An 18,680-nucleotide genomic window follows, 5' to 3' on the forward strand; every position below is an offset into this window, starting at 1 on the left:
TGAACTTACTGGTTGGGCTGCCTTACAATTTTCGGGTTGGCAGAGCGTACATCGTCGCCGATGAAAGAATAATAGTTGCCCAGCTGGAAACGGTTTACACCGGTAACAGGCGATGGCAATACTTCTTTATACAACCACTTGCCATTGTTGGGGCTGCCGGGGTTGTAGTATTTGTATGGCCACAAACCCCAGGGCTGTGTGCTTTTTTTGGTAGCGCTGCCGATATTGCTGAGCAGGTCTGCCTTAGAGGTTGGTGTACCATCCCATACGGCTGTAGCAAGGCGCCAGCGTTTCATATCATATAACTGGTGGCCTTCAAAAGCCAGTTCTACACGGCGTTCGTGCACAATGCGGTCGAAGGTGATTTCACCCGTAGTTAATGGTATAGTTAAGCCGGCCCTTGCGCGTACCTGGTTCATGTATAAGGCTGCAGTGTTCATATCGCCCAGTTCAAAAGCTGCTTCTGCTGCATTCAGCAATACTTCAGCAAAACGGTAGCGGATGAAGGCCACATCACTGCCACGTCCCCTGCGGCCTGAACCCACCTGGGGATCGAGCCATTTGCGGATGTAGAAGCCGGATTGTGTTCTCAGTTCCAGACCGCCAATAGGGCCGTCGTTACCCACTACCTGTATCGGCGTTGTGGTGCCGGGTAATGGTTTCTGGTTGGTGGCGTTGTCGCTGGTGAAAATGCTGCCGTCTGCCAGTACATAACCTGCCCAGATATCTACGGTATTGCCTTTGAATTTGCTGCCGGGGATAATCACCGTGCCTTCGAGGCGGGCGTCGCGGCCTGCAAATATTTTCTGCAGTGTATCGTAGTAAATAGGATTGCCGGCACCGTCAACTGTAGGCAGCGGGGCATAGGTATTGTCGAGCTTTTCAAACGCTTCCACGAAGTTCAGCGAAGGGTTCAGCCTGCCTGCGTCACCACCTTCATCAGAGAAGGAGTAAGGCTGGTCGTTGGTGGTAAACGCATGTGTTTTACCGCCGTTCACTTTAAAGTCTTCGATGAAGATAGATTCCTGGTTTACGCTTGATTTGTCGAGGAAGATAGCGGTGAAATTATCAGCAAGGTTAGGCAGTACCTGGTACAGTTTGTATGCACCTGCTTCGCCGTTAATGAGCGACTGTGCTGCTTTCAGCGCTTTCTGGTAATAGTCTGCTGCTTTTGAAGAAGGAATGCCTACTTCGCCGCCCGGTAAAGAAACCGCAGGTGTGTTGGCACCGTATTTGGCGATAGAGCCTGCATACAATGCAGCCCTTGCTTCCATGGCGAGTGCAGCCCCTTTGGTTGCGCGTGATTTTTCGTTTACATCGGCTGGCAGGTCATTCTTGATCGCTTCAGCCTCGCTGATCACGAAATCATAGATATCCGATTCTTTGGCCCTGGCAGATTGCAGGTAAGAAGGATCGCCTTTGAAATCATAATCGAGCGGTGTTAAAATCAAAGGCACACCACCCATGCGTTTAGCCATTTCAAAGTAAAAGTTGGCGCGCAGGAAGCGGCCTTCCGCGAGGAAGCGTTTTTTATCGTCGGCGGTGAGCTCTTTTGAAGCACTGTCGCGCTGGATAAACAGGTTCAGGTCGCGGATGTAGTGATAGGCATCGCTCCAGTTTACGCCCCACTGGCTGTAGTCCCAGCCTGTACGGTTCACGTAAAAGTAACTGCCGTTTTCGCTGGGAAAGCTTTCGCTGAAATCGGTAAAGCTTGACCAGCCATTGTCGAGGCCTGAGAAATCGAGCTGCCTGTTGTACAGGTCACCTGCAACGGCCAGCACCAGTGCCGGGTCAGAGAAGGTAACATCTGAAGGCAGTACCTGTATAGGTGGTATATCGAGGAATTCACTCTCTTTTTTACAACCGGCAAACAGCGCCATCACCGGTAATGCAATGAATAGTATCTTTTTCATCGTAATAAAATTTAACAGGGTCAATTAAAAAGTAAGGTTGACGCCAAAGTTGATCACCCTGCTTTGAGGAAACTGTAAACCGTTGTCGTCGATTACTTCCGGATCAATGCCATACTGTTTCAGGTTATCGAACGAGAACAGGTTGTAACCATTCACGTAAAACCTTGCACGTTGTATACCTGCTTTCTTTGTAATAGCTGAAGGAATGGTATAACCGATTTCGATGGTACGTGCCCTGAGTGAAGTGACATTGTGTGTCCAGAAGGTGTTGGTTACAGGATTGTTGCCGTCGAGCGAGTAATCGCTGTGGCTGGTACCCGGGTTAACCCTGTTTGGCGGGTATTTACCAGGAATCCAGGCACTGTTCGGATCAAGCGGGTTGGCCCTGTGCCACCTGTCTTCAAAAATGGAGTTCAGGTTACCGTTGTTCTGGAATGCCCAGCGCATTTCCCAGTTCTGGTACCAGCTGTAACCTGCAGCACCGGAGAAGTCGGCATGAAAATCAAATCCTTTGTAAGCAGCGCCGATGGTGAAACCAAAGTTCATTTCAGGCTGTGCGCCGTAACCGTAACCGATAGGGCGTGTATCCTGATAGTTGATTTTACCGTCGCCGTTCAGATCTGCATAAATCAAATCACCGGGCAGCAATGTTTTGTTGCCTTTACCGTCGATGTTGATTTTGTAGTTGTTGATCTGGTCCTGTGAAGTAAACTGTCCTGTAACAGTATAACCCATTGCATAGTTGTTCAGGCGGTTTTCCTGAGAGCTGTAGTACTGATCCAGTGAGTTAAAGAAGATGGGGTTATACGAATGCAGGAATTTAGAACGTACGATAGAGAAGTTACCACCTACATTAAAGTTCACTTTGTTAATGTGACCATTGTAGTTCAGTGAAAACTCAGCACCATATCTTGCGTCGCTTCCAAGGCTTTCGCTGGGCAGGCTGTAGCCGGCTTCCAGGGGCAGCTGTACGTCGTTTTTAACACCGGGTAAGCCGGTACGTTTGCGGTAGAAATAATCTACTGTACCGTTCAGGTGGCCTTTCAGCAAGCTGAAATCCATACCCACATCTGTCATCCTGCTTTTCAGCCAGGTAATACCGGTTGAAGGCAAACCTTTATCAGCAGCAACAGTTACTGAGTTACCGTCGATGATGGCTGTACCTACGTTGTAGTTATAACCGGGCAGGTAAGAGTAAGGTGTTACAATGGGCTGAGTGGCATCAGTGAGCGAGCGGTCGTCACCCGTTAAGCCATAAGAAGCCCTGAGTTTGATATCGGTGATGATATCGATCCTGTTATGCAGCAGGCTTTTAAACCAGGGTTCTTCTGTCATACGCCAGCCGGCAGATACACCGGGGAAATAACCCACCCTGTGGCCGGGTGCAAACAGGTAAGATGCATCCCTTCTGATGGTTCCGTCGATGAAATAAGTGTTGGCGTAGTTGTAGGTAAGGCGACCGATATAACCGATACGCGTTTCTTCTGTCTGGCTGTCCTGGTACTGGTCAGCAGTAGGGAAGTAAATCAGCGGCAGGTTATTCGATACAGGTGAAGCGTGTATCCAGTTACGGGTGTAGGTGCTCCTGATTCTTTCTGCAACTACGGTAGCGCCAACGGTATGTTTGCCGAAGGTGTTGTTGTAATTGAGCTGCAACTGTGCGTTGGTGTTGATTTGTTTAATCTGCTCACGTTCGCGCCATGGGTTGGTACTGCCGCCTGTTACGTTGTAGGTAGAATCTGCTTCGTTGTAGGTATAGGCTTTGTAAGTGTACTCGGTATTGTTCAGCAGGTAGTCTGAATAAAAATACGAGTATACACCACGCAGGGTTAAACCTTTAACGTGCGGGATATCCAGGTCAACGTGGAAAATCGGGTTGATTACCCTCTTGTCGCTGCGGTAGCGGCCAGACAGTGATTCGTTCAGGAACGCATAGTTGGATTCAGGGTGACCGGTATTGTTGAGATAAGCCGGGTTGTCGTTGGCATACGGGCGTTCGAGCGGGGTATTGCGCAGTACGGCAAAACGTGCCAGGAAGTAGTCATCCAAACCAGGTACACCCGGGTTTTCGTAGCTTTCGATACGGCCATTGATGTCCATACCTGCTCTTAAACCGGTAGCCAGTTTAGCGGTGACGTTAGACTGGATATTGCTTCTGTCGAACTTGTATTCTTTACCCAGTACAGAGTTCTGGTGAAAGTTGCTGCCCGATACATAGTAGCTTACCTTGTCTGAACCACCGTTAATGCTGATGTTGATAGAGTTCTGCGGCGCGTTGTTATTGCTCATTACATACTTGCGCCAGTCGAAGCTGCGGTATTGCTTACCTGCGCTTGCACCCTGTTTGTATTTGTCCAGTTCTTCCTGTGTAATGCTGGTGCTGCCGTTGCTGTTTACCTGTGCTTCTGCGAGGTAACGCATGTAATCGTACGAGTTGTTCACCACATTCGGGAAGCGGAACCATTGCTGGAAGCCTGCATATGCATCAACATTGATGTTATTGCGGCCAACAGCGCCTTTTTTGGTGGTAACTACCACCACACCGTTACCGGCGCGCACACCGTAAATGGCGGCTGCAGCATCTTTCAGTACAGAGATGTTTTCGATATCGTTTGGTGAAATGTTGTTAAACTGGGAGGCATCCTGCTGGATACCGTCAATTACATACAATGCTGCACCCATGTTGCGGATTTGTATGTTGGCAGCGGCGCCGGGGCGGCCATCTGCCATACGGAAAGTAACGCCGGGGAGTTTGCCCGCAAGTGTAGAACTCACCGTTGCACCGGAGTGTACGCGTTCAATGTCTTTGCTGGTAACCGAGACAATCGCGCCGGTAACGGCTGTTTTTTTCTGCGTGCCATAACCCACCACGATCACATCACTTAAACCCGCATTTTCAGTGATCATAGCAATGGTGTATGCGCTGGAGCCATTGAGCTGCTGCTCAAAAGGCCGCATACCGATGTAGCTGAAGGAGAGCTTCGTATCGGCAGCAGCAACTTTTATGGAAAAAGCGCCGGTTTCATTGGTAACCGTTTTCTTTTTGGATGAATTGGCAGTGACTGTTACGCCTTGTAATGGTTTGCCTGTTGAATCTGTTACCGTACCGGTAACGGTGGTTGTTGTTTGAGCCTTACCCGCCAGGGTAAACAAAAAGGCAAACAACAGCAGTAAGCAGCTTTTAAGTAAAGGGGTCGCACCCGGCAGCAAAATTTTCTGTCGCCGCTGCGCGAATAAGTGCAAGCAATGTTTCATAATGCAAGTTTTTGTTGGTAGTAAATGGAGGCTAGCCGAAATAGCCCGGTAGTCTTTTTAAAAGGAAATCTTCAGGGTTCATTACATACGCATCAGGTTTAATTTTAATAAATGGTTTTAGCAATTGTTGTATTGACAGTAATTCCGGTCTTCACGGCATTACAGGCCACCGCGGTGCCCATTTTGTTAGCTGAGCAGGCAAAAAACTGCACATTATAAAAATGTACAATCGATTGCACAAAACAGGCTAAAAAACAATGTTTTAACCTTGTGATTTTAATACCATGGATGACTGGCGCACCTGTAACAGCGGTTCGAGAATCACATTGATCTTTTTTAAACCGTCATTCTTTTTGTCATCCATTAATTTCAGTAATAATGCGAACGCCTCTTTCCCCATTTGCACCGTTTGCTGGTCAATGGAGGAAAGCGCAGGGCTGATGTGCTCATCGAATGATTCGTTCGCAAAGCCAATAATGCCAAGCTGTTCGGGGATACGAATGTTCTTTTCTTTCGCGGCTTTAATTACGCCGAGGGCTGTAAAATCTTCTACCGCGAAAATGGCGTCTGGAGGGTTGGTTAGCCCGGTAAAGTATTCCATGGCGTCTTTGCCCGATTGGATGGATACGCTACCGCTGTATATCAGTGTCTCATCGGGTGTAATACCTGCAGCCTGCAATGCAGCCAGGTAACCGTTGAGCCGGTCTCTGAAAATTTTAAGGTGCTGTTGCCCGGAAATATGTGCAACCCGCTTGTAGCCTTGCTTCAGCAGGTGTTCGGTGGCAATGTAGCCACCCTTGAAATCATCTACCAGTACAGCGGGAATGTTCAGCATATCCTGGCTGCGGTCAAAGAAAACCAGGGGAATACCCTTGTTGCGCAGGTTCAGGTAATGCGAAAAATCGTGTGTATTCTTGGCAATGGAAGCCAGTATCCCGTCTACACGCACATCGGTAAAGGTTTCAATGGCTTTCTGCTCGTACTGCTCCGATTCATTGGATTGGTATAACAGGATGTTGTACCCGTATGTACTGGCAAGGCTTTCAATACCATGCACTACAGAGCCAAAGAAGTTGATTTCTGCACTGGGTATAATAACACCGATGATATTGGTTTTGCCAAGCCGTAAGGAGGAAGCCAGCCTGTTGGGGCGGTAATTGAGTTTCTCTGCCAGTTCAAGAACGGTTTTCTTGGTACTGTCGCTGATGCGCGGATGGTTATTCAAAGCCCTCGACACAGTTCCTGTGGTGAGCTTGAGCTGTTCAGCCAGATCTTGTATGGTAACTTTTCGTGACAAGCAGTTAGGACAATCGATTACACAAATGAAGTGCTATTTCTTTTTAGCAAAAAGTTTTGCAACTTATTTTTTTGGCTATCAGAATGAATGTCAACTGTTTTTTATGCGTAACCCATTGCCATGCTGTGCGCCCGGTATGTTATAACACATATACCTAATACTTGCTGCGCATGTTGTAACCCAGCTGAATCAACCGATTTAGCGGAGTGTTTTTGGTTTCCGGGGCACTGGTTTAACAGCCCGGTTGTGCTGTATTGTGCGCAAACGATGTGCAATAAAACGCAGGGTTCGAGTGGCCTGTTTAAGGTTTAACGTTTGACGTTTAAAGTTGGATGAGGAAGTGCATTCAGTTTAACCCATCCATTCAACAGCAGGGTGAGCTGTACATGCGCGGTGAATTGCAGCATGTGATGTAAACCGGTGGTGAATGCGCAAGTACGTGCAGGTAATGTTGTGCCAGTGATAGGCCGGTTGCATCTTTGCGCAGCAGGTCGGCAGGACTGATGCAGCGGAGCAGGACAGGATGAATACGAAACTAACACATAGCTGCGGGCGTTTTTCCTAAAAACCACTTGATTGGGTTTAAAAGACCGTTAACGGCTGAAATGATCAGTAATACTGTTGTTTAGCTAAACGAGCATTCTTTTTTACCGCAAAGGGCACAAAGGGAGAACCCACAAAGGACGCAGAGAGGAAAACCGATTTGAAGCAGTCCTATGTGGCCGGGAATCCTTAAATTTAACCTGTAATACAAGGATACTCATTAGTTTTTGCAGCTGTATGAAAACGATTACCTATCTGTGTTTTTTTGTCTTCTTTTTTACAACGAGCTATTCTCAGTCATACGGGTTGCGCTTTTACAGTCATGAAGTAGTACAGGAAAAACGAACATCTCTCAATTTAACGCCCGCGGCGCCGCTTTGCTTAAAGGATGAAGCGGATATTTCGTTCGATTTTAATTTCACACCCAATCATGAGATTTACTTCGGTTATATTGTGCGTATTATTACGGCGGCGAATCTCAACATCGATTTAATTTATAACCAGCGGGAGCGCAATTTCAACTTCGTGGTGGGGGAGCGGTTGTCGCATGTGTTTACGATGGATTCGGTTACGCTGTTTGAAAAATGGAACCACTGCAATATTCACCTCAACCGCAAAACCGGTGAAATCAGCTTCTCCCTTAACCAGCACCGTATCAGCAGCGACCGGGTGCAGATGGGCAATAATTGCTGCAAGCTGTTTTTCGGCACCAATAATTACGAGGGGTTTCAAACGGTGGATATTCCGCCAATGAATATCCGGGATATCCGCATCACCGAAAATGGTGTGCTTACGCATAACTGGCCGCTGGATGAAACATCGGGCAACCAGGGTAAGGACCAGGTGCAGGGCGGCATGGCGCAGGTAACGAATGCGGAGTGGATTAAAACGCGTCACCAGAACTGGGAACAGGCGCAAACCCTGCACATTGCCGGCAACCCGAGCATTGCATTTGACAAGGAAAATGAACGCTTGTATATTATAGCCACTGATTCATTGTATACGTTATCGTTTAAAAGTCCGGGTGTGAGTGCCGTGAAGCTTTCGCAGCCGCATGATACTTTGCTGCCGGGCAACCAATCGGTATACAACCCGTATACGCACAGCCTGCATAATTTTTATATCGATCAGCGGCAATTCAGTACCTACAATTTTGCTGCCCGCCGCTGGGATGCGGGGGCTGCACGGGATATTTTAACGGTGTACTGGCAGGCGAATAAATTCATCAGCAGTACCGATACTGCTTTATATATACTGGGTGGCTATGGGCAAATGAAATATAAAAACGAGGTGCAGCGTTACCATATTGCCACGCACCAGTGGGACAGCATTGCCACGGGCGGCGATTATTTTATGCCGCGCTACCTGGCTGCACTTGGTACCAATACTGCGGGCGATACGGCTTATGTAATGGGTGGTTATGGCAGCTACAATGGTAACCAGGTAATGAATCCCAAGTATTATTACGACCTGCTGGCTTTTGATGTGCGGCACCACAGTTTTAAAAGGCTGTACCATTTAAAGGAACCGGACAAACAGTTTTGTTTTGCCAATAGCCTGGTGATTGATGAAACCGAACATGCCTATTACGGGTTGATTTACCCGAAAGACCAGTTTAACAGCACCCTGCAATTAATAAAGGGCTCACTCCATTCACCCGAATACCAGTTACTCGGTGCCACCATACCTTACCAGTTTCATGATGTGCAGTCGTTCGCGGATTTGTTTTATTGTTCATCAGGTAAAAAGCTGGTGGCCGTAACCCTGTACACCTCCAAAGAACAGGTGACCAGCATAAATATTTACACACTTGATTTTCCACCCAATGCTGTTGAGGCTACTTCACCGGCTGTACCTGTACCGGGTAAATTCCCCCTGGGTTACCTGCTGGCATCCCTGGCGCTGGCGGCAGCAGGTTTTGTTGCCTGGAAACTGCTGAAGGCAAAAAGCAAACCGGTTGTTGCATCCCTCACACCGGTGGGTATTGCAACACTGCCGGTACATGATACGGGTATTACTCCTGTAATACATGACGCGCCACCGCCGGTTGCGGTACATGAAACTGCAGAAGAGTTGGCAGCTGAAGCGGAAGTAACTGCACCGGCCAAATCACGCGTGTGCCTGTTTGGCCAGTTTGAGGTGAATGATAAAACCGGGGCAGACTGTACGCGCCAGTTTACGCCTTTGCTGAAAGAAATGTTCCTGCTGATTTCGATCTATACCCTGCGCTCGGGCAAGGGCGTTTCATCGGAAAAACTGTATGCCACTTTGTGGAAAGACAAATCGAGCAAGGATGCGCAGAATAACCGCTCGGTAAATATGGTAAAGCTGAAAGGCATACTCGACAAGCTGGGCAACTGCAATATTGCAAAACTGGGCGACCGCTGGGTGCTGCAATATGAAACTGCTGACCTGGATATTGATCTCGCCCTGTTTTTTGAACTGGAACAACACGGCGGTTCACTCAACCACAAACAGGTGCGCCGCCTGCTGCAGTTATTGTCGCGCGGCAATTTTTTATACGATACCAGTTATCCCTGGCTGGAGGATATTCAATCTGAAATTTCGGGTAAGGCGCTTAACCTGCTCTCCGAGGCGCTGGCACGGTTTCATAGTGATCCCGGTTTTCTGCTGGAAATTGCCAACAGCATTTTCCTGTTCGACCCGGTGAACGAGGAAGCGCTGCGGGTGAAATGCAAGAATCTGAGCCTGCTGGGGCGGCATTCTATGGCGAAGGCGGTTTTTGAGAAGTTTGCAAGGGAGTATCAGCATATGTATGGAGAGGAGTTTCAGCAGAGTTTTCATGAGGTGATGGGGTGATCGTGAGTGGTCAGTGGTGAGTGATTGCAGCGGGGGGATCGCTGGTGAATAGTGAATAGGCAATAGTGAATGAACTTGGCGAAGGATTGGAGCGGAGATTAGTTGCCGGTGAGGACACCGGGCAACGGCATTGGTGGGGATGACCGGAGCGGAGGTTTGTTGCGGTGAGGACACCGGGCAACGGTGTTGGAGCGGAGGGTGGCTGTGGGAAGACTTTTTTCTTTTAAATTATCCTATTAATGCAGTTGTTAGGGCATAATTAGGGCTTTTGTTAGGGGGGCGATTGCTATTTGCAGTCAGTAAACCGAACAATTGCTTTATATGAAAAAACTGCTACTGCTGTTTTTGTTCTGCACCTTATTGCTGCAGGGCATGGCCCAGCGACCAACTGCGAAAGGGAAAATTACCGGTGACGATGGCAAACCCCTTGCCGGCGCATCGGTTACTGTAAAAGGAACCAACCGCTCTGCTGTTACAGACAGCACCGGCCAGTTTGAGGTCTCAACGGGCAACCAGGCCAACCCGGTACTGGTAATTACTTATATCGGATACGTTAGCCGCGAGTATGCGGTAAGCGGCACATCTGATGTCTCCATTCAACTTCAATCAGAAAACAAGGCGCTTAATGATGTAATTGTGGTGGGTTATGGTACCCAGCGCAAGCGCGATGTTACCGGCGCCACCAGTACCGTGAAGGCCGAAGAAATTTCCAAACGGCCGCTGGTAAGGGTTGAGCAGGCGCTGCAGGGCACCACTCCCGGTGTAAATGTGCAGAGCAACAGCGGCCAGCCAGGTACCGGTTTGAGCGTGCGTATCCGCGGCGCCAATTCCATTACCGGCAGCAACGACCCGCTGTATGTGATTGATGGGTATATCGGCGGCAATATTGAATCGATCAGCCCGTCGGATATCGAATCGCTCGAAATCCTGAAAGATGCCTCGGCTACGGCTATTTATGGTTCAAGGGGCTCAAACGGTGTGGTGCTTATCACTACCAAAAGCGGTAAGGATGGTAAAATGCGCGTAGATTTTAACCCCTGGTTCAGCAAATCGGAAATACCCAAAAAGCTGAAGCTGATGGATGCCTACGATTTTGCCAACGCGGTAAATGCACAGTATGCCACCACCGGTCAGCCCGCAGGTTTTACCGATGACCAGCTGCGCCAGCTGAAAGCCACCGGCGGTACCGACTGGCAGGATGCCGTGCTGCGCAAACCCTGGGTACAGAACTACCAGCTGAGTGTATCGGGCGGCGCACAGAATGTGCATTACCTGTTTTCGTTCAACCATCTTGATCAACCCGGTTTGCTGCTGAACCAGTATTACAAACGCACCACGCTGCGCGCCAATATTGATGTGAAAGCGAATGACCGTCTCGATCTTAAATTCAATATCACCGCCTTGTTGCCCAATAGCCGCAACAACGGTTACCAGGGTGATATTACCGACCCATTTGCGCAGGCATTTCAATGGGACCCCACCACGCCTATCCGCGACAGCGCAGGCAATTATATCCTGAAATCTAAATTCGGCAGCAACCAGATAAACCCGGTAGCGCAGGCCAATAACCAGCTGGATGATAACAGCAGCACCGATGTTACAGGAACAGGCGTGCTGACTTACCGCATCTTAAAAGGACTTACGTTTACCTCGAACAATACGTATGAGTTTAACAACGGTTACGGACAGTCAGTATTTGGTCCGCAAACCTCGCTGGGCCTTGTTGGTGCAGATTATGCCGAAACGCGCGCCAGCAAATCGCGCACCTTCCAGAACAGTAATTTCTTAACGTACCAGACCAGGTTTGGTGATCATGCGCTTACGGTGACTGCCTTGTATGAGCAACGCAAGTTTACTTCCATGTCGTCGAATGCAAGGGCCGTAAACCTGTCGACCTATTCGCTGGGATACTACAATCTTGGTTTGGGTGCAACGCAGAAAACAACTTCGGGTTATGTATCCGATGCATTACAATCGTATATGGGCAGGGTGAACTATTCGTATAAAGACCGGTACCTGTTAACAGCCAGTGTACGTTCAGACGGCTCATCACATCTTACCCAGAAATACAGCACTTTCCCCTCTGTGGCATTGGGCTGGAATGTAGCGCGTGAAAGCTTTATGGAAAAAGCGGGTTGGATCTCTGACTTAAAACTGCGCGCCAGTTATGGTGTAACCGGCAACCAGGCTGTTGCTGCCTATGCTACTATTCCGCAGATAAATTCAGGCACACAGGGTCCTAACCAAACACTGGGTTATTATTACGATGGATCAACACTTACCATTGCCACTTCACTGGGTGCGCCTGTTGCGCAAAGCCTGAAATGGGAAAACAACAAAGCAGTAGATCTTGGTCTGGATGCGGCCTTCTTCAAAGGCCGTCTTACCCTGGCAGTAGATGCGTATCATAAAAAAATCACCAACCTGCTGTATAATTACCAGGCACCTTTCTATTTGGGCGGCGATACCTATGCGCGTAACATCGGCAGCATGGAGAACAAGGGTATTGAGTTTGCCGTTGGCGGTACACCGGTGCAGGGCAGGAATTTTAAATGGACCAGCAACCTGACTGTTTCTTTCAACCGCAACAAGGTGCTTAACCTTGGTGGGTTAGACAGTGTGGTGGTGAACAATATCGGTTCTGCACAAACGGGTGAAGCCATCCTGATTGCAGGCAAATCGCTCGGTGCGTTTTACGGTTACCAGTTCCAGGGCACCTGGAAAGCCAGCGAAGCAGCTGAAGCCGCTTTGTTTGGTATGAAACCCGGTGATTCAAAATATACTGATGTAAACGGTGACCATAAATATACCAGCGCCGATTTAATGAACATCGGTAATGGTACGCCCAAGTACTCGTTCGGATTTATCAACGACTTTACCTATGGCAATTTCACGCTGAGTGTAATGTTCCAGGGAACACACGGCAACCAGATTTATTCCGGCACCTTCCCGTATACATTCGGCGGACTGGGTGATGCGCGCAATGCCACCAACCAGGACATCATGAACGTATACACAGCGAAGAACGAAACCAATATACCCACGTTTGCCACGAGCAGCCAGAACTCTATCAACAGCAGCCGTTATGTATATGATGCCAGTTATGTAAAACTCAAAAACCTGCTGATCTCGTACCACCTGCCCGAGCAGCTGGTGAAACAAATAAAAATGCGTAACGTGGAAATATATGTAAGCGGCCAGAACCTGTTTACCATTACGCATTACCCGGGTTACGACCCTGAAGTATCCAACGCCAATTACGGCCAGTATCCTGCCATTACGCAGGGGCTGGAGACAGGCGTTATTCCTAACCCCAGAACCTATACCATTGGATTGCGTGCAGGTTTTTAACCAGCTGCATACGGTAACAGATTGATTGTATCATAAATAATAAAGCCATGCGCTCAACATATTTTATTTCCATTACCTGTTCGGTTGTGCTGGCCATTACAGGCTGCCAGAAACTGGACGAAGATCCCAAGGCAAGTTTAACACCGGTTACGTATTTTAAAACGCAGAGCGACCTGGATGCTGCGCTGGCCGGGGTTTACGAACAATATTCCTTTGACGGGGCCTACGGTTTCACCAGCCGTATGACATCTTATTTCGGTTCGGATGATTTAACAACCGACCCGGGTTTGAACAAGGCAGACATGCGTGACTTTGACCGCCTGAATGGTGGCAGCGCCAACAACAATATGGTTGCACAATGGCAGGGGCCGTGGAAGGCGATTTACCAGGCCAATAACGTACTGGCCAACTATGAAAAAGTAAGTACGGGTGATGAACAGAAACGCCAGGCCGCAGGGCAGGCGCTGTTTTTACGTGCATGGGGCTATTATAACCTGGTGCGTACCTTTGGCCCGGTGCCGCTGATTACAACACCTATTAGTGCAGATGCACGCCCGCCAAGGGATTCAGTAAGCAAGATCTATGCTTCCATTATCAGTGATCTGCAAACAGCAAAAAGCTGGCTGCCCGAATCGTTCAGCGGGCAGCCCGGTAAAGCCAACCAGTTTGCCGCACGCGCCATGCTGGCCGATGTATACCTTACCATGACAGGCTGGCCTTTAAACCAGAGCAATTATTATGCTTCGGCAGCTGCGGAAGCCGATACAGTGATACGCTCCGGCAAATTCAACCTGAGTACACCCTATGCACAGGTATTCACCACCAACAATACACCGGAATCTATTTTTGCCTTACAGTTCAATGTTAGCGGAGGCTTGCCGCAGCGCAGTTTCGGCTCATCATCTGTACCGCTGGATGAAATAGCGCTCGACGGCTCAGGCGGTTGGGATGATTACTACCCGGAGATTAATTTTTACCTCAACGCACCCAAATGCTCCCGCACAGACGCAACATTTTATACCACTATCAAACTGTTGCAAAGCGATAACACCTATAAGCTGGTTCCCTGGAATTCAAGTGAAACACATGCAGGGCATCCTTACTTTAAAAAGTTCAGATCTGGCCTGAATGGGGATGGTGTGAAAGAAACAGAAACCACCATTCAATCCATCAATCCCAGCACCAACAAGGCTTTGGACATTATCCGTTACCCGCAGGTATTACTGGATTACGCAGAAGCAGTCGCCATGTCGGGCAACGGCCCAACCGGCGATGCCTATGCTGCCATTAACCAGGTGCGCCAGCGTGCAGGCTTACCGGCATTAACCGGCGGGCTGGATAAAACAGCTTTCCGTGATTCGGTGGTATATGAAAGAGCGTATGAATTTGCGGGTGAGTTTGGCATTCGCTGGTTTGATATTGTTCGCCTGCAATTGTTGCCACAGGTGATAGCAGCCAGAAGTCCGCTGGAAAACCAGATACCCGGCACCACGAGTGGCAGTCCCACCGTGTTGCAGCAGAAATACCTGTCGCCCATACCGTTTAACGAAATGCTGCGCAACCCGCAGTGGGCGCAGAACACAGGCTATTAAACTTTTCAATTTTCAGCATCTACATGAAACAAGGCAAATGGAAGCTCACAGCGTTGGCGTTATGCGCCACGCTGCTGGCTTCAGCACAGGTAAAACACAGCAGCGAAACATTGTATCCCACCTATAAAGGGCTTGTGATGGCCGGCTACCAGGGCTGGTTCAGGGCAGCGGGCGATGCATCGGGATCAACCCACTATGTATATGGTGATGAACACCGCAGCGGTATTGATGTATGGCCCGATGTAAGCGAGTATGAAAAAACATACGCCACCACTTTTACACAACAGGATGGCAAACCTGCACGCTTTTTCAGCTCGTACGATAAAAGCACGGTAGACCTGCATTTTAAATGGATGCAGCAATATGGTGTGGATGGTGTTTTTATGCAGCGCTTTTTCGATAACACACGGGAAGGCAGCAGGGGAAAGCAGGAATCGTCTGTGATACTGCAGAACGCAATGGATGCAGCTTCCAAATACAAACGCGCTATTGCGGTGATGTACGATTTATCGGGCCTGCATGCAAAAGGTGAGGACTGCTCTGCGATTATGGAAGACTGGAAATACCTGGTAGACCAGCTGAAAGTAACCAGCCGTGCCAATAACACCTACCTGCAGGAAAACGGCAAACCTGTTGTGGCTATCTGGGGTATTGGCTTCCCTGACAGGCCGTATGATATCCGCAACATAGGACTGGAGCGGCTGATAGACTTCCTGCACAACGACCCTGTATACGGGCATTGCACCGTACTGCTCGGCGTACCCAACAGCTGGCGCGAACTGAATGCAGACTGCATACACGATCCCTACCTGCATGGCATTATTAAACAGGCCGATATTATACTGCCGTGGAGCGTGCAGCGCTTTTCACCCTTACTGCACAACGATATGGACCGGTTTCGCGATCAGTTGATCGCTGATATGGATTGGTGCAGGCAAAACAAGATACAGTATGTGCCTTGTGTGTATCCCGGCTTCAGCTGGCATAACCTGAGCATGCACGAATTTCCTGATGATATAAAACCTGTAGGTTCCATACCCAGGCAGCGTGGCCGGTTTTACTGGCAAATGCTCAGCACCGCGATACAATCAGGTGCTGAAATGTTGTATGTAGCCATGTTTGATGAAGTAAATGAAGGCACGGCCATTTTTAAATGCAGCGATAACCCGCCGCAGGGAAAAGAGGTGTCGTTTTTATCTATGGAAGGTGTGCCCAATGATTTATACCTGAAACTCACCGGCGAGGCGGCAAAAATGCTGCGCAGGGAAAAACCGCTGCAGCTGAATTTCCCTGCTAAGTTATAGCGTTACTGATTGTTTGTTGCAGTTGCGCGTGCTGCGTATTACATTGTGAAGCGAACGGCATATGATGTGGGTTGGCTGGGAAAGATATTTTTTACCACAAAGTAGCGCAAAGGGAAAACTCACAAAGAACACAAAGAGGTTGCTTAACTAAATGATGTTGCCGAGATCGTATTGATAAATGCATTATTCATGAGAAACAAATTGAAAACATTCCCCGGCCTGGTCGCATTACTGATGATGGCTGGCAGCATGCAACAGGTGCATGCGAATGATACGCTGACAGCCAAACACAATACCGATTACATTGATCCTACCATTGGTAATATGGGGCAATTGTTAGAGCCTACCAGGCCAACGGTGCACCTGCCTAATCAAATGATCCGTTTTACGCCGCAGCGCCGCGATTATATGGACGACCAGATCTCCAGCTTCCCGCTCACCGTGGTATCGCACAGGCTGGGGCAGGTGTTTGCCATAAAACCAACCATTGACGCGGTAACACCGGGTGCATGGAAAAAGCGCATGACGTATGATCATGGTCTTGAAATAAACAAACCCTGGTATTATTCTACCTATCTAATTGACGACGGTATCACCGTTGAATTTACTGCTGCAAAAAAAGCAGGCATGTTCCGTTTCAGTTTTCCTGAAGCGGCACAGAAATCATTACTGTTTGGTGCATACAATGGCGGTGAATCATCCTGGAATTTTGCAGATGGTAAGGTGGTTACCGGTATGGAAACCTGGCACGATGATGTAAAGATTTATGTGTACGGCGTATTGAGCACCGCAGGTGAACCGGGTATCATACAGAACGCGCAGCCGCAACCGGGTAACCACATCAGCGGTACCGGCAGCAAGGCGTACATCAGTTTCCCGGCAGGCACAAAAGCAATAACGCTTAGTTATGCCATCAGCTTTATCAGCGCAGAACAGGCAAAGAAGAACTTTGCAGAGATCAATGGTAAAAGTTTTGCAGCAGTTGAAGCGAATGGCAAGCAGGCATGGGACAATATTATGGACCAGATAGCCGTAGAGGGCGGTACCGATGTACAAAAGCGCGCTTTTTACACGGCCTTGTACCGTTGCCATGAGCGCATGACCGATATTACCGAAGACGGGGCCTATTACAGCGGCTACGATAAAAAGATACACAACGACAAAAGAACTTTTTATGTAGATGACTGGTCGTGGGATACTTACCTGGCCCTGCACCCGCTGCGTATGATACTGCATCCTGCGCAGGAAGAAGATATGCTGCAATCATACGTGAACATGTATGCGCAAAGCGGCTGGATGCCTACGTTCCCGGTGTTGTTTGGTGACCATGCCTGTATGAATGGTTTTCATTCATCTATCGTATTCCTTGATGCCTACCGCAAAGGGCTGCGCAATTTTGATACACAGAAAGCATTTGAAGGCATGAAGAAAAATGCAACAGATGCCACGCTGCTGCCCTGGCGCAATGGTGAAAAAACTGTGCTGGACGATTATTATCATACCCATGGTTATTTTCCTGCCTTGCCGCCGGGTGCTAAAGAAACAGTTCCGGAAGTGCACCCGTTTGAGAAAAGACAGGCTGTTGCGGTAACACTTGGTGCAGCATATGACGACTGGGCTTTGTCACAGATGGCCGGTGAACTGGGCAAAAAAGCTGACGCTGCTACCTTTGCGCCAAGGGGCGAAAATTACCGCAACCTGTGGAATGCAGAACGGCAGTTTTTTCTGCCAAAAGATGACCAGGGTAACTGGATTAATATTGATCCTGCAATTGACGGCGGTATGGGCGGCCGTGAATACTACGATGAAAACAATGGCTGGACGTACCTGTGGCAGGTGCAGCAGAATATCCCTGGTCTTATAGATCTCATGGGTGGCAAGCAGGCTTTTGAAAAACGGCTTGACCAGTTGTACCGCGAACAACTCGGCATGTCTAAATATGCATTCTGGAACAAGTTTCCTGATGCAACCGGGTTGGTGGGACAATACTCTATGGGTAATGAGCCAAGCTTTCATATTCCTTATCTCTACAACTTTACCGATGCGCCCTGGAAAACACAACAGCGCGTACGCTTTTTGCTGGATGTGTGGTTCAGGGATAATATTTTCAGCATACCCGGTGATGAAGATGGTGGTGGCATGTCGGCCTTTGTAGTGTTTTCTTCCATGGGCTTTTACCCGGTAACACCCGGCTTGCCTGCATATACCATCGGCAGCCCGCTGTTTAAAAAGATTACGATTCACCAGCCTGGCGGCCGCGATTTTGTAGTGAATGCACATGATTGTTCCAATACCAACAAATACATTCAGCGTGCTGCTATTAACGGTAAGGCGCTGAACACGCCGTGGTTTACCCATCAGCAGCTTACCAGTGGGGCCACGGTGGATTTGTGGATGGGGGATAAGCCGAATAAGGCGTGGGGGAAGGGGAATGGTGAGTAGTGAGGGTGGATCACTGGTGAATAGGCAATAGTGAATAAACTTAGCGATGAAGCGGTGGCTGTGAGGACACAGCCACTGGCATAATAAACAGCATTGAACATTTGAACGATTGAACAATTGAACCAAGATTGCGCATTTGAACGATTTGAACATTTGAACTTAA

8 protein-coding genes are annotated in these 18,680 nt (G+C 48.7%); 5 read left to right on the plus strand and 3 right to left on the minus strand.

All coding sequences use genetic code 11. The features are described from left to right. Positions 1–5: 5 nt before the first annotated feature. The 3 genes from DXN05_RS06710 to DXN05_RS06720 form a co-directional block, all read right to left on the minus strand. Positions 6–1,913: a RagB/SusD family nutrient uptake outer membrane protein gene (locus DXN05_RS06710; protein ID WP_116847114.1), complete on the minus strand. Its 1,908-nt coding sequence runs from the start codon at positions 1,911–1,913 to the stop codon at positions 6–8. Between the two features lie 24 nt (positions 1,914–1,937). Then, the gene (locus DXN05_RS06715; RefSeq protein WP_116846484.1) at positions 1,938–5,168 is read right to left on the minus strand and encodes a SusC/RagA family TonB-linked outer membrane protein; all 3,231 of its coding nucleotides are present in this window, start codon (positions 5,166–5,168) and stop codon (positions 1,938–1,940) included. Positions 5,169–5,430: 262 nt separating this feature from the next. Continuing rightward, positions 5,431–6,465 carry a LacI family DNA-binding transcriptional regulator gene (locus DXN05_RS06720; protein WP_116846485.1) on the minus strand — a complete coding sequence of 345 codons (1,035 nt, stop codon included), beginning with the start codon at positions 6,463–6,465 and terminating at the stop codon, positions 5,431–5,433. 780 nt (positions 6,466–7,245) lie between these two features. On the opposite strand from DXN05_RS06720, the gene DXN05_RS06725 reads away from it, so the two are divergent. From DXN05_RS06725 to DXN05_RS06745, 5 genes are all read left to right on the plus strand, one after another. After that, a complete protein-coding gene (locus tag DXN05_RS06725) occupies positions 7,246–9,828 on the plus strand; it encodes a kelch repeat-containing protein (protein ID WP_147313849.1) in 2,583 nt (860 codons plus the stop codon). A gap of 321 nt (positions 9,829–10,149) precedes the next feature. Next, a complete protein-coding gene (locus DXN05_RS06730) occupies positions 10,150–13,179 on the plus strand; it encodes a SusC/RagA family TonB-linked outer membrane protein (RefSeq protein ID WP_116846487.1) in 3,030 nt (1,009 codons plus the stop codon). A gap of 47 nt (positions 13,180–13,226) precedes the next feature. Then, positions 13,227–14,771, plus strand: coding sequence for a RagB/SusD family nutrient uptake outer membrane protein (locus tag DXN05_RS06735; RefSeq protein WP_116846488.1), 1,545 nt, complete (start codon positions 13,227–13,229; stop codon positions 14,769–14,771). A 23-nt stretch (positions 14,772–14,794) separates the two neighbouring features. Further along, positions 14,795–16,075 carry a glycoside hydrolase family 71/99-like protein gene (locus DXN05_RS06740; protein WP_116846489.1) on the plus strand — a complete coding sequence of 427 codons (1,281 nt, stop codon included), beginning with the start codon at positions 14,795–14,797 and terminating at the stop codon, positions 16,073–16,075. A gap of 189 nt (positions 16,076–16,264) precedes the next feature. Beyond that, positions 16,265–18,517, plus strand: coding sequence for a GH92 family glycosyl hydrolase (locus tag DXN05_RS06745; protein ID WP_116846490.1), 2,253 nt, complete (start codon positions 16,265–16,267; stop codon positions 18,515–18,517). The last annotated feature ends 163 nt before the right edge of the window (positions 18,518–18,680 follow it).

The sequence above is a fragment of the Deminuibacter soli genome (genome assembly GCF_003412455.1).
Classification (GTDB): Bacteria; Bacteroidota; Bacteroidia; order Chitinophagales; family Chitinophagaceae; genus Deminuibacter; species Deminuibacter soli.

Coding starts and splice junctions, on each gene's coding strand:
- DXN05_RS06725 (WP_147313849.1), top strand. CDS start 7,246: ATGAAAACGATTACCTATCTGTGTTTTTTTGTCTTCTTTTTTACAACG.
- DXN05_RS06730 (WP_116846487.1), top strand. CDS start 10,150: ATGAAAAAACTGCTACTGCTGTTTTTGTTCTGCACCTTATTGCTGCAG.
- DXN05_RS06715 (WP_116846484.1), bottom strand. CDS start 5,168: ATGAAACATTGCTTGCACTTATTCGCGCAGCGGCGACAGAAAATTTTG.
- DXN05_RS06740 (WP_116846489.1), top strand. CDS start 14,795: ATGAAACAAGGCAAATGGAAGCTCACAGCGTTGGCGTTATGCGCCACG.
- DXN05_RS06710 (WP_116847114.1), bottom strand. CDS start 1,913: ATGAAAAAGATACTATTCATTGCATTACCGGTGATGGCGCTGTTTGCC.
- DXN05_RS06745 (WP_116846490.1), top strand. CDS start 16,265: ATGAGAAACAAATTGAAAACATTCCCCGGCCTGGTCGCATTACTGATG.
- DXN05_RS06735 (WP_116846488.1), top strand. CDS start 13,227: ATGCGCTCAACATATTTTATTTCCATTACCTGTTCGGTTGTGCTGGCC.